At 40.1% G+C, this 14,123-nt stretch carries 8 protein-coding genes; 1 reads left to right on the top strand and 7 read right to left on the bottom strand.

Annotated features, from left to right (window positions below):
• The 7 genes from Q0983_RS08915 to Q0983_RS08885 all read right to left on the bottom strand — a co-directional run.
• Positions 1-1,084: AGE family epimerase/isomerase (locus tag Q0983_RS08915; protein WP_299551576.1), on the bottom strand; the 1,084-nt coding region annotated here is incomplete at its 3' end.
• Positions 1,085-1,134: 50 nt separating this feature from the next.
• A complete protein-coding gene (locus Q0983_RS08910) occupies positions 1,135-3,294 on the bottom strand; it encodes a hypothetical protein (protein ID WP_299551573.1) in 2,160 nt (719 codons plus the stop codon).
• Positions 3,295-3,317: 23 nt separating this feature from the next.
• A complete protein-coding gene (locus Q0983_RS08905) occupies positions 3,318-4,934 on the bottom strand; it encodes a beta-N-acetylhexosaminidase (RefSeq protein ID WP_299551570.1) in 1,617 nt (538 codons plus the stop codon).
• A 102-nt stretch (positions 4,935-5,036) separates the two neighbouring features.
• Positions 5,037-5,780: an SGNH/GDSL hydrolase family protein gene (locus Q0983_RS08900; protein WP_299551567.1), complete on the bottom strand. Its 744-nt coding sequence runs from the start codon at positions 5,778-5,780 to the stop codon at positions 5,037-5,039.
• A gap of 488 nt (positions 5,781-6,268) precedes the next feature.
• The gene (locus tag Q0983_RS08895; protein WP_299551564.1) at positions 6,269-7,987 is read right to left on the bottom strand and encodes a RagB/SusD family nutrient uptake outer membrane protein; all 1,719 of its coding nucleotides are present in this window, start codon (positions 7,985-7,987) and stop codon (positions 6,269-6,271) included.
• 10 nt (positions 7,988-7,997) lie between these two features.
• On the bottom strand, positions 7,998-11,381 hold the full coding sequence (locus Q0983_RS08890) for a TonB-dependent receptor (RefSeq protein ID WP_299551561.1): 3,384 nt from the start codon (positions 11,379-11,381) through the stop codon (positions 7,998-8,000).
• Positions 11,382-11,625: 244 nt separating this feature from the next.
• Complete coding sequence (locus Q0983_RS08885) at positions 11,626-12,789, bottom strand: FecR family protein (protein ID WP_299551558.1); 1,164 nt, start codon at positions 12,787-12,789, stop codon at positions 11,626-11,628.
• A gap of 114 nt (positions 12,790-12,903) precedes the next feature.
• Between Q0983_RS08885 and Q0983_RS08880 the strand changes: the two genes are divergently transcribed.
• Complete coding sequence (locus tag Q0983_RS08880) at positions 12,904-13,509, top strand: RNA polymerase sigma-70 factor (RefSeq protein WP_299551555.1); 606 nt, start codon at positions 12,904-12,906, stop codon at positions 13,507-13,509.
• Positions 13,510-14,123 lie beyond the last annotated feature (614 nt).

Genomic DNA, 14,123 nt, shown 5'->3' with positions numbered 1-14,123 from the left:
GATAACCAAACCATTCACCGTGCTCCTTATCGGGAAACTTTGAAAAGGTATAATCGTGTACTTTTTTATACCATAGTTTAAGATCATCTCTTCCTGTATATAACCAGCCCATAAGCAGGGCGTATAGTGCTTCACTATGGGGCCACCACAGTTTCAGATCGGCTTCCAGTTCATGGGTGGGGGTCCAATCTATATTGGTCATATAGCGAATGCCGCCATAGGTCTGGTCCCACCCATATTCCAATGAGGCCAGGGTAATGTCTATGGCGGTATCCATTAATGCCTGATCGTTACCCTCCACGGCTATTTCCATAAGCATCCACGCACTTTCAATGGCATGACCGGGATGAAACAGGCGACCTTCGGGAAGATCGAAAACCTCCAAACCATCCATCGCCACGTTTTCCAGTAAATAGCCCGCTTCCGGTTTCCAATGTCGACTTAAAATGGAGTCAACGGATTTGCTAAGATCATCCCGGAATTGCTTATCTGGCCATAGATCATTAAAGACCTTGGATACGGTGATCCGGCACATATCATGGGCATGGAGGTGAAACTCCCGGTGCAGCGGGTATCCTAACAAGGGCGTGTCTGAGGCCTTACCTAACCTGGAAAGTAAAAAGTCATACATGGTAAAGGCCTTTTGCTTTAGTTTAAGATCTCCGGATAAGGCCGCGTATTCGGCCACGGCAATGGATGCAAAAACTTCGGTATAAACACTTAGCACAGAGGCCAGTGGTTTTCCCGCCCGGTCCAGTCTGAAGTACATTTTTCCGTCCTCTTTAAAGGCGTGTTTCTGCATAAAGTCAAGGCCATGACCAGCCATGGCCTTCCAACGCTCCTTGTTTTCATGGTTATTGTACAAATGGGCAAACATCCAGACCTGGCGACCTGTCATCCACATGTCCTTATCGCCCGAGTAAACACTGCCGTCCTGATTCAAACGCGTAAAATAGCCGCCTTTTTCCGTATCCAACGAGTGCTTCTCCCACCAGGGAACCAAATCATCGAATAAGGCTGATCTATATATTTCCTTGAGTTCTCTTACTTGTGATTCGCGAATATTGAATGTTACTAACGTCATCTAATTATTTTTATGTTTTATCGTTGACGATTCATATTAATTTCGTAAGCCTATAGTCCCGGAAGCATCTCTTTCTTAAGCGACTCATGATGATCCCCAACTTTGGAATCTTTTGTCAAATCCCATACGGAGGTATCCATTTCTCTTAATGCCAATACCGTGGTGATCCATCCCTGGGTCCAGCCGCCTTCTATGGCCCAGGCTCCCCAGCCCGCATCAGAATTAGATCCCCAATGTTCAAAGCGACCGTAATCGAAGGCACGCATCCACCCACCGTCTAATTCAGGATGATTTTCAGATTTTACTTGTATCCTACAAAGGAATTCCGCCAATTTATCTGCTGCTTTCTTAATACGCTCATCCTTTGTTGCGTAGTATGCTTCGTGTAAACCGAGAAAGGCAAAGTTGGTGGTGTACAGTAAATCACTGACTTTATCCCCGTTTTTAGCGATCAATGAGGCTTCATGAGAACCATAATCTTCATTTCTTCGGGTAGGCGGAAATACACCTCTGCCTGGCTTTCCAAGCTCTTCCCGTATGGCACCGGAGACACCCTGCAGTTCCAATAATCCGTCGATAGCTTTATATAACATGTCCCTATTTTCTTTGGTGTCATTAATACGTACCAACCAGGCAAGCGGTAACAGAATTCTGGCTTTTTCCTGGGCAAGACCGTTCATCCAGCGCCAGCCGTCCGTATATTCATTCATAGTGGCCTTTATGGCATTTTTTGTCCGTTCCAGAAAAATCGGGTCACCTGTCTTATCATAGGCCCATAGCATACAGGCCCAGAGATACGCTTCCATGTGAGGTGAAAAACTAACAAAGTCCCGATCATAGAAATGACGCCATCCATTTTTTTCCAGGTCGGGAAGATCAATACGATCTCCTCTAAATCCGTTTTTCCCGGTAGTTCTTAATTGAGCCAACAGAAGTTTCATTAGAATAGGATCCCAGTCTTCGTTCCCCGTGATGGCCGAGGTGATCATGGTTCCTAACATGAGTCTGGCATTATCGTCTCCATAGTTAGCCCTATACCAGGCAAAGTTTTCAAAACCCCATGCAACAAGACCATAGGCGCCATGGTTCGGGTCACCATATTCATTCTTTGTGGCTGGTGATTTTGTCAGGTAATAATTAAGTAAGTTTTCGGCAATTTTAAAATGCTCTTTATTGTTAAGCGCTTTACCGGCAGTAGCAAAGGCCATGGCGGTCTCCCCGGTACAATCGGCTCGACGAACAACGCCTATGGGTTGGTTTCCGCTCTCATCAATTTTAGAAAATATACATTCGAAAACACCATTACTGCCATCGCCTATAGGGATGTCTTCGCTATAAGTGAGAAACCCTGTATTTATAGTGGGATCGATGGCATCGGCGATCACCTGATCATAATTTTCAGGAATCAGCATTCTCGCATTTTGGAACCAATCAATACCTCGTTTTAAAGTTTGTTTTTGAACGTCTTCCGGTAAAGTTTCATTTCTGCCAAAATAGGGTTGCACAACAGATGACCATTTCAAGGAACCCATATCCTCACCGATTAGGAACCGGAATATGGCTTTCCAAACAAATTGCCACTCACGTTTAGGCGCATAACGCCCTTTTATGAACTTACTCAGTGAGGTGGTTGCCACAATTCCGGAATATTCGGGCATCTCAAAAAGTAGCGGACTAGTTTCTTTAGGTAACCCGTATTCGGCATGGTCAAGACCGGCTACACGTCCGGCAACGATATGAGCTGATGGCACTTTTGCGGGGATATACCTTAGGCCACTAACAGAGAGAATCGCTAAGCTATCCACCTGTTTTCCGAAAAATGACGAATTCACAATAGCCCTTTGGTATTTCGGTTTTATAGTTTCGGTTTCGGTTACAATACCGGGAAGTTGTTGAGCATATTCCACGTAGAAATGTGCCTTTTTACTTTTCATTTTATCAAAAAACCCATCGGGAAGCTTTAGGGTTTCTTCAGGATAATTATCTGCTAAAATCATGACCGATTCTCCCTTTCTGACACGATTCATGAGCCTTTCGATATTATTGTATCTAAGAACCCTCACATTTTCAGAGGTCTGTAATACCTCATACACATCATTGGTTTCATTACAATATATATGAATCACTTTGGAACCGAAATTTGAACAGGACAGGAATCCTAAAAGGACAATCGGGATGAATAACAAAAAAGAGTTTCTAAATAGTTTCATGTTTTAAGACTGTATTTTAATTTTTAATCTGGTTTTTTGATTTGTTCTGTTTGCGTGTATTTAATCTGACGTTGATCCCAGGCCTTTTTTAATGCTGGCAATGATTCTTTAAACCTTTGGAAGTTTCGATGTTTTTTGGTGGTCCATCCTATCTCGGCATAAGCTGCCAACCTGGGGAAAATCTGTTGGTGCATACTTTCAACGGTTGGAATGGCCTGACTCCACATCTGACAGCCCAAACCAAGTATTTTATTATGGTAGATGGGGTCCAGGGTATCAGGAATTGGATCAAAGCTGTAAGCTTTCTCAAGGCTAATACTTTCATGACTATAATCCAGATAGGTATAGACATGATATGAATTAACAATATCGTAGCCTTTTTTGACGGTTTCTTCTATGAGCTTAGGGTCTCCCTTCCAAAATTGAACAATGGTTCTGGAATCCAGGTCCGTACCCAGTTTCAGGTCTTCAGATGCAATATAATCATGTATCTTATTTCCGGTGATATCGTTCCATCCCATCATGCGATACCCCTTGTCACTGATATAAGACGACATATGGTTGGTAAACCACAGATGTAAATCAGCCGGAGATTGCAGGTTATTTGTTTTCATAAATTCATTGGCCATTGGTGATGCTTTCCATTGATCGTATTTGACTTCATCACCACCAATGTGAATAATTTTAGAAGGAAAGAGCGGGATAATTTCATCAATAACATCTTTTATAAATGCCCGAACCCCGGGATCGGCAACATTATAAATGTCTTTATAAATGGCTAACAAGGCTTCCGGAATTTCTATTTGTTTATTTTTAGCTCCCAACCACGGGTAAGACGCTATGGCCGCACTGGCATGTCCCGGCATTTCTATTTCCGGTATCACTTTAATGTGTCTTGCCGCCGCATATGAGACAATCTCGCGGATGTCATCCTGTGTATAATATCCGGAATGCGGAATCCCATCGCTGACATCTCCGGGACTTACTTTAGACCCCTTTCTATGTGCTCCGGTTTTTATTAATTCGGGATATTTTTTGATCTCAACACGCCATCCCTGATCATCGGTAAGGTGCCAGTGGAAGGTATTCATCTTAAGATAGGCCATTTCATCGAGCATTTGTTTCACAACTACTACACCCTTAAATCGACGCGCTTCATCCAGCATGAACGCTCTCCATTCGAACCTTGGGGTGTCTTCTATTTCTACATGAGGAATGCTAAACGATCCATCTCTTTCTTTACGCATCATTTGCAGCATAGACTGAATCCCGTAGAAAACGCCTGCTGGTGCCCCAGCGTATATCTTCACGCCTTGACTCGACACGACCAACTTGTAGCCTTCTCTTCCTAATCGTAACCATTTACGTTCTTCGATGACCAGTTTCAAATTGGCCGAACGTTGTACGGTAGAAAATTCCAATGTCATATTAAAATCTTCGGCCAGTCTTTTTCCAAGATACAAGACTTCATTCTTGGACTCCTGAGTATAATAGCACCTTAGTGAAGAGATTTCTAACCTTCCTTTCAACTCTGTTACTTTTTGAGGATGAGGGATAATCTTGACTTGCGCTGTGGCCATCAAATTAACAATAGATAGTACAACAATGATGAAGTATTTATTTTTAATCTTATCTTTCATTGAATTGTATGTGTAGTTTATAAATTATAATTGAATTAATATTAATAAGTTTCATTCTTCGTTCACAATCGATTTTTAAAACTTTCGTACCTATAATCATAATCAAAGTATATTTTTTATAAAATGTTTAATCCAGGTCTGTGCCATAAGATAAGCTCCCGCTGGCGAAGGATGAATGCCATCGGGACTCCAAATATTATGTTTTGATTTTTTTATGGCGTTATCAAACGAAACCTGAAATGGTATGAATAGCGCGTCAAATTCCTTCGCAAGTTTAGCCGCAGAATCCTGATATGCTGGAAATTCATATTTCCAATGATCTGTAATGCCTGAGCCTCCCCAAATAACGAAGGGTTCACATATTATGAGCTTAACATTGGGTAACTTTTTTTTCGTATAGGTAAGGAGTGCTCTGTACTCACTCTCATACTTGGCGGCGGTTCCGTCATAGCCAAGATTCAATTTCTGCCAGTAGTCATTTACTCCAACTAGAATACTTATAACGTCTGGTTTAATTTTTAAAGTATCATTTTCCCAACGGTCTGCCAAATGGGATACTCTGTTACCTGCATTACCTCTGTTGTAAATTTGAAAATTGACATTGGGGTTTTCGGCCAGTAATTGAGCCGCTGCCTGAAAAACAAACCCTGATCCAAATCCCAAAGATGTATTCGGCTGAGATTGTTCGAAAGAACGTCCGGCATCCGTTATAGAGTCTCCTTGAAATAAAATGGTAAGACCTTTCGGAAGGTTGTATGTTTCTGCCAATAGTTCATTATACAGTATTGAGGAAGCAGCTAGAGTAAGCGCACTATTTATGATAAATTTCCTTCTGTTTTGTTTCATTATATCCGTTATGACGATTGTTTACCGTCTGATTCGTTTTTTATTTTAAGTAATAGAGCTTAAGTTCAAACTTCTAATAGTGTTTAAGTTTTTTATGTTTTGATGATTATTTAAGTTAATCGAGTATTTTAATGACCTTGGTGAATACTCTGTTTTTTTCATAAAAACAGTAAAAAGTTGATTGTGATTTTAGCAAGCAATATCTATTTTTTTATCGGCAGAGCTTTTTATTTTTTCGTCTAAAATGTTCGTTTATTCGTCAAAAGTGTTTTTAATTTTGGTAGCAAAATGAAAAATTGATGTTTCCATATTTAAGCAATAAGTAGGTTAGGTTCACGGTGTATTGCAAAGCCATGGAGGAGCTCCATTTTTTATAAAACCTTTTTTCAAAAATTGTATTGATCGTTTTGCTGGACGCTCTAATCCGGCAGGATTAAAACGTCCTAACAAAATCATGACTACATTAAAAAAACTATTAATCTATATCATTAATCATATCCCGGGTTTTGTGTCAAATTGGGGTTTAACACGAGTTGCTGGGTTGGCAACGGTGATAAATAATGAATGGCAGGATCGAATTGCCATCCCGGCGTATCCTTGAAAGGATATATATAGCCATTATCATCAACTTTGATCTCTCCCAACGGTGGGCTCCAGGGCATATTTTCAAATTGAGCAAATGGCGCTCCGGTAAGTGGCCTTAGAATCAGATGATGTGCTCTCCAACGCATGATATCATGGAAACGGAAATTTTCACAGGCCAGTTCCACTTTTCGTTCGCGTCTAATTTCATTAATCAACGGCGATAGTGAAGGGAACTCCCAATCAGCATCCGTAAACCCAATATTAGCATCCATATGAGGCATTCCCACACGATCTCTAAGCAAATTGACACTTTCATCTAAAACCGCCTGATCGACTTCTCCAAGTTCGGCTTTGGCTTCAGCATAATTCAATAAGACTTCAGCGTATCTGAAAATGGGGTTAGCTGTAGTTGAAGCTTGCCCACCTGGTCCTCCTCCGGGGGCGTCAGGATCTGTTCCCTTAAATAGTTGGTATCCCGTTGTATTGGCATTTCTCGCCGGAAGGTTTAAAAAAGGCCTTTCATAATAGGTCGTATCGACGCCAACAATTCTTTGAACATGACCAATTTGATAAATGGTCTGTGTTAACCGGGGATCCCGGTTGGCTACAGCCAATTCAACCGTAGCATCTCCCTGATAAAGGGCACTTACAGATATTGGTGTGCCATCCGTGGTCAAATAAGAATCGACCAATTGTTTGGAAACACTTCCGAAAGTTCCATCACTAAGCAGCCTGTTTTGCGCCTGATGGGTTCCTGAAAATCCGAATTCGACATCATAGTCCCTCCAAAGAATGACCTCAGGATTTGCCTGAAGGTCTTCCTGATTAAAAAGTCGCCAATAATCGCCTTCAATATCACCGGTAGAATGGATAGAATATCCTCCGGTATCCATGAGTTGTTTAGCGGCATCAGCTGCTTTTCTGAAGTATTTATTCGGATCTGAATTGGCAACACCAAAAGGCGTACCCGCGTGGTACTTCTCCCAGCTTCCTTCATAAAGTGCGACCCGACTTTGAAAAGCCAGTGCAGCATCTTTATTGACTCTACCCGCAGGAGTAGCATTCTTAGGATTCAAAAGTGTAATGGCCTTATCTAAATTCACCAGAATCGAGTCTGCTATGACACTTCTGGAAAGACGGGGATCGAAGAGTTCTTCGGAATCTGTGTTTAAAGGAGCACTTAACCATGGAAGATCTCCAAAAGCCTGTAAAAGATTAAAATAGGCATAGGCCTTAAAAAAATGGATTTCACCTATGTAAGGCCCTACTGTTTCAATGGGTTCTTGCGTTTTACGATAGTTAGCGAGGAAATAGTTCAGGGCCCTGATGGTTCCCCAGCTCCATCCGCCACCACTTTCCGGAACTACTATTGTTCCTGCCAAACGGCCGTTAAATAAATAAGTGAAATAGATCATATTATCGGAACTGAGATCCCCATAAACCATACTCTCGAAATTAGGCAGCATGGTGTAAAACTGATTGGCATACAATTCCATTTCCGTACGAGAGAATGCCAGTTCCTGGTCTGTTATACTATCTAATGGCGGAAGATCCAACTCCTTTTCGCAGGCCGTTAAAAAGATCATTGTTCCGCATATCATTGTAATAAATATATTTTTCATGTCTTTTTTTTTAAAGTTGAAGATTAACACCGAATGATAGGGATTTAAGCACCGGATAAATTTTCCCGGATCCCCAGCCTCCGCCTAGTACTTCCGGGTCAAAATTGTCATTCAATTTAGTGAGCGTAAACAGGTTTTCACCATTGACAAATATTCGAGCCTTGTTTAGTCCAAAGCGATTTAGAAACTCCTTAGGTACATTATACCCTAACTGAATGTTTTTAATTCGCATATAGGCTGCATTCTGTAAAAATCGGGTTTGAGTTTGTTGGTTTTTACCAATTTCTCCGGTAGCATAAGGCCTTGGCCAATAAGCATCTGTGTTCTCAGGACTCCAGTAATCCAACGTCGTTTTCCAGACAGCCGATCCATAAGCTCCCAAAAATCCCCAGAAGTTAGTACCACCCAGCCAATAGTCTCTTTTACCGATACCTTGTACAAACATGCTGAAATCAAAACCTTTCCAATCGGCACCTAAAGTGAATCCATAGCTGTATCTGGGTGTATTATTACCAATAACCTGTAAATCTCCCGAATCTCCAAGCGTGAGATTTCCTCGCGTTATCTCGCCATCACCATCCAAATCCTTGTAGCGCACATCACCGGGGTTCCAGGTTGGCCAGAATAAGGTTTGATCCGGTCCGTTTTGAACCTCCTCTTCAGTCTGAAAAAGACCATCACTGGTATACCCATAGATGTCGCCAACGGTAAGACCTGCCACCCAGGTGTCCAGAAGTTTGGTCGGATTATGGTACCTCGTAATCTTTGTTTTATTATCAGATAATACGAGGGAGGCATGATAATTTAGATCTCCTATGTTGTCTCGCCACCGAATATTAAGTTCGACGCCTGTAGTTCGTAAATCAGCATTATTTCCAACAGGAAGCCCTGCACCTAAAACAGATGGTAATGGTGCCTGCCTACCCAACATATCAAGTGTTTCACGACGATACCATTCGTAAGACAATTCCAGTTTGTTTTTAAATAAGGAGGTATCAAAGCCTATATTCGTGGATCTTACCGTTTCCCAGGTTAAGCTTGAGGACACCAAACCAGGGGCAGATAAATAGTTGGGCTGAATGCCTCCCAATACATAAGGCAGGGTGGTACGGATCGGTATTTGTGATAAATAAGGGTAGTTCCCCAGGGTGTTAATTACATCCTGATTTCCCAGAGAGCCATAGGAGGCGCGAAGTTTCAATTGATTGATATCTTCAACGGGCCAAAAATCTTCCTTGGCTATGTCATATCCAAGGGATACCGATGGGAAAAAACCGAATCGGTCTCCTTCGGGAAAGATCGAGGTTCCGTCATAACGCGCGTTGAACTCGAATAGAAATTTTTCCTTGTAGTTGTAATTGAAACGACCAAACGTACCGGAAGCCCCCCGGTGCGTCAAGCTGTTTGTAATAATGGGATCTCCGGTAGCTACCGCAAATGAGGCTAAATTATCATTTATAAGGCCTGTATTGGTTCCAAAAAGACCTGTGCCATCCCATTTTTCGTACTGATGTCCCGCTAAAAGTTTAAAATAGTGACCTCCGAACGTTTTTTGGTACGAAGCATAAACATTGATCGATTGGTAGTTGGAAGATGATAATGATCGCGTGATCCTTGAATTCGGAACGATAGCTTGTTTGGTTCCGTCTACCAAAATCTGATAAATAGGTGTTCGATGCTGACTATTGTTATTGGTCTCATGGTTTCTTGAATATTGAATGTTGACGTTCAGTCCCTTTATCGGGGTTAATTCCGCGCCTCCGGTAAACCATATATCTTTTGTTTTGTTGATATCCCGTCCCGGTTGGGTATACCAGGGCTCAATACCTACCCATGAAGGGTTCCCGTCCGGGTTGATCAAAGGCCAGGTTGGCCATCTGGTGCCGGCCAGGTGGAACCAATTCCCTAACCAGGGTCCGTAAGCATGTGGTTCATTCGTCGTGCCCTCACTATACCTGGTTTTTAAATTGAGCTTCATCCAGGGTAATGGATTTGCCGTGATATCACTGGTCAGGTTATTTCTTGTATAGCGATCGTCGCCAAATTCCAATAGCCCTTTTTGGTAATAATGCCCCAGGGAAAGGTAATAGGTTACGGCATCCGTACCGCCACTAACACTTAAGTCGTGTTTTTGTGTGGGTGCCCAATCCTTGAGATAAACATCATACCAATCGTTATTATCATTACCTTCTACCCATCCCCACCAGTTGGGATTTCCACCCCAGGGTAATGTGGTAGGAATACTACCCGGATTCTCCAAATACGTTCTAATACGATCGAGATGCTCATCGCTAAACAGCGGATTGGCTCCCGAATTGGCACCAGACTCGTTGGTTGCCAGTGCAAATTCCAAAGAATTAGCCATTTTTGGAAGCGTCGTTGGGGCGTTCCATGCTAAAATGTTACCATAGTTTACTACGGTCTTTCCTTTGGTCCCCGATTTGGTGGTGATCAAAATAACTCCAAAGGCTGCGCGCCCACCATATATAGCAGATGCAGCAGCATCTTTTAATACGGTAACACTTTCCACGTCTTGAGGGTTAATATTCTGAAGGTCATCAATGGGTATTCCATCGACTACTAATAAAGGTCCTCCTCCATTGATACTGGTGAACCCCCTTATGTTAAATGTAGCAGGCGTTCCAACACCACCCGGATCACCTGTTACGGTAATGTTAAGGTTGGCAACCTGTCCTTGAAGTGCCTGCCCTACATTTGCGACAGGACGATTTTCGAGGACTTGACCACTTACCTGCTGATAAGATCCTGTTAAGTTCTCTTTCTTTTGTGTTCCGTAGCCTACTACCACAACTTCTTCCAGTGCGGCGGCATTTTTTTCCATAGATATGGCGATCTCCGTTTGGCCGATAATGGGTATTTCCTTGGTGGCAAAACCAAGGAATGAAACAACTAACGTCGCATTTTCGTTCGAGACGTTTAAGGAAAATTTTCCATCAAAATCTGTTTGTGTACCATTATTTGTTCCTTTTTCGATAATGTTGGCTCCCGGCAACGGCTGTCCGTCCTGGTCTGATACAACACCCGAAATAGTGACCTGTTGTTGTTCATTCATACCATTATTTAAAGTCTTTTCCCTTATGATAATGGTATTGTCCTCGTCGATTTGAACATCAAAATTTCCTTGAGATAAACTACGTCTTAGTAATTTATTTGTTCTAATGATTCCTTTTTTTATATGGACCTTAGAGAAATCCTTGAATATTCCTTTTTCAAAAAAGAAATTATAATCTGTTTGATCCATAATTAGTTTGAAAACCTCCTCAACTGTTAAGCTTGTATCTTCCTTAACTTCAATTTTAGAATTTTGTGAAACAATTTCACTGGGAGTTAAAGAAAAGGCAACTGTGAAACATAGAAATATCAATGTTCTCATAATAGTCATTAAAATCGGTTTAAAAATTAACCGACTATTAATTTTAATTTCCATAAATTTGTGTGTTATTAGTTAGTTAAAACTTTAATTAATTAATAATAATTCTGAGGGGGTAAAGTTTTTACTTTCACCAGTGTAACTTTATCCTCCTTTTTTCCATTGTTAGTTTACTTCATAGGCATTTATTGGTTTTAGTTTTAATATATAGTTTTACTGATTTATGCAGTTTTTGAGCACTCTGTTTCTATCTTAATATTATAGTTTTTCCGTTTATTTCATAACTATTAATTGAATTAGACTTCATGATGGATAATATTTTCTCAATACTATGTCGTTTTTCTATTACCCCTAAAAATTGAACGGATTCCAATTCTTTATTTTCAAAAATCACATCAACATCATACCATCTTGAAAGGACTTTCATAATATCCTTTAAAGGCATATCTATAAAACTAAAGATGCCCTTCCTCCAGGAAATTTCATAATCTACATTAACCATGTCAACCACAATACGATTTGTTTTAGTATCTAATCTGGACTGTTGGTTTGGTACTAAATTTTGTTTTATCAAATCATTCTGAACCGTTACTTTTCCTTCCACTAAGGTGGTATAGATCTTTGATTCATCTCTATAGGCTTTAATATTGAACTCCGTACCAATAACTTCAACCTCCTGAGAGCTATTAATAACCGTAAATTTAGAGCCCTCATGTTCTACGCTTGGAGAAACATCAAAGTAAGCCTCACCATAGACAAGTTCTACTAGTCGTTCTTCTCCGGGAATAAATGTGGTAGGATATTTTAATTCCGATTCGGAATTCAGCCAAACCTTCGTTCCATCATTTAACTCAACAAAGTATTGTCCTCCTCTGGGTATGGTTAGATAGTTATAGGCAATCTCTTTTGATGCAACTTTATTCGTATTATAAATTAGAGCCTTGCCGTCGCTATTGGCATTTTGTGTTTGAAAAGATTTTCCTTTTTCCAAGGTGATCTTTGAGCCATCTTCTAAGGTCAATACCGCCCTATCGGTTCCCGGTTCAATAATAGTATCGGTATTAACAATTTTCGGAGTTGGTTCTATTGACGTGGTATCTAGTTTGTCTCTAAAAAAATAACCCAGCCCAAAAACTATAACAGCGGCAGCAGCATATTTCAATATCCTGTTAGTTCTTAGCCTATAAATGATGTTTCTATCTTGCCTCTTTTTCTTCCTTAAGGCCATTTTTACATCTTCAACATTAAACTTATTCAGATTCATATCAAAGGCATAGTTTATCTTCACATAGCGATCAAAAAGAAGCACATTATCTTTAACCTTGAGCCATTCGGCCAGTTTTTCTAATTCTTCCTCCGTTGCATCATTCGTCAAGAATTTAACAATTACTTTTTCAATTTCTTCTTTCATTTACAACTTGTTTCTTTATATATCAAGACGTTTAGCTATTTGAACACCCCACGCCTCTCATAATTTTTTTTCTATATTTGCGATAATGCTATACAATATAAATCTCTCATATATTTGAAAACTAAGAACCTAAGCGATATTAATTTTTTAAAAAAATTAAAAAAGGGTAATCTGGAAGCGTATGATTATCTTGTAGATTCTTATTACCATGAACTTTGCGTTTATGCAGGTAGTCTTGCCCGGGATAAATACGCTGCTGAAGATATTGTTCAAAACGTTTTTTTAAGGCTATGGGAGCAGAAAGCGAAATTAAGTTCAAAGTTCTCCATTAAAAGTTTTTTGTATCGCTCTGTTTATAATGAGTTTATCAATCAATACAGAAAAAAAGTTACTTTAACTGAGGTGGAAAACGAATATAACAGGAGATTGAATGCTATTGTTACTATAGAAAACACTTCTGAAATAGCTGATTTAATTGCCTTGGTCAAAGAAGAAATTCAGCATTTACCTCCAAGATGTAAGGAAATGTTTTTATTGAGTAAACAGGAAGGTTTAACAAACACGGAAATTGCACAATATTTGAAAGTATCTACAAAGGCCGTTGAACGGCAAATGACCAGAGCTTTTTCTATTATTCGTAAAAAGATTGATAAAAAACTACATGCTGTTTTGTTCTTACTTTTTGAAAAGTACTCCAATAGGAGATTATTGGTCCAATAAAAGCACTTTAGCAGATTCAAAATCAAATTGGGTTACATTCTTTAAGTTAAGACAAAGCTTATTCTTCACTGGGCCGCATAACATTTCTATTTCTGAATGGTAGACTTGAGCAGAAATTGCGTACGGGATACTACAATTAACCATTAGTAAAAAATGGATTTTACACAATGATAATGGTAATAAGGGGTTAAGTAATATATTAATCAAAATCATTAATAGTTGGAACTTCAACCATAATGGTTTTAAAAAGCTCCATGTCCTTATCAAATAAGGTTGGATAAAACGTTCCTTCCATTTTTCATCCTGAGGAATTATTGGAAAACCCTTTAGATCCTCTTGCCTTTCAAGAGTATCCACATTGGACCTGGTACCTTCTGCCATGACATTGAGAACAACGGCTCTTCGTTGCCGGTTCGAATCATTGGCAATGGATCACTTTGGAACCGAAATTTGAGCAAGACAGGAATCCTAAAAGGACAATCGGGATGACTAACAAAAAAGAGTTTCTGAATAGTTTCGTGTTTAAGACTGTATTTTAATTTTTAATCTAGTTTTTTGATTTGTTCTGTTTGCGCGTATTTAATCTTACGTTGATCCCAAGCCTTTTTTAATGC

The organism is Seonamhaeicola sp., assembly GCF_028281565.1.
Taxonomy (GTDB): Bacteria; Bacteroidota; Bacteroidia; order Flavobacteriales; family Flavobacteriaceae; genus Seonamhaeicola.
Note: the sequence above shows the minus strand (reverse complement) of the source record. Positions and strands in the feature narration are given on the sequence as shown.

Coding starts and splice junctions, on each gene's coding strand:
- Q0983_RS08910 (WP_299551573.1), bottom strand. CDS start 3,294: ATGAAACTATTTAGAAACTCTTTTTTGTTATTCATCCCGATTGTCCTT.
- Q0983_RS08905 (WP_299551570.1), bottom strand. CDS start 4,934: ATGAAAGATAAGATTAAAAATAAATACTTCATCATTGTTGTACTATCT.
- Q0983_RS08900 (WP_299551567.1), bottom strand. CDS start 5,780: ATGAAACAAAACAGAAGGAAATTTATCATAAATAGTGCGCTTACTCTA.
- Q0983_RS08895 (WP_299551564.1), bottom strand. CDS start 7,987: ATGAAAAATATATTTATTACAATGATATGCGGAACAATGATCTTTTTA.
- Q0983_RS08890 (WP_299551561.1), bottom strand. CDS start 11,381: ATGAGAACATTGATATTTCTATGTTTCACAGTTGCCTTTTCTTTAACT.
- Q0983_RS08885 (WP_299551558.1), bottom strand. CDS start 12,789: ATGAAAGAAGAAATTGAAAAAGTAATTGTTAAATTCTTGACGAATGAT.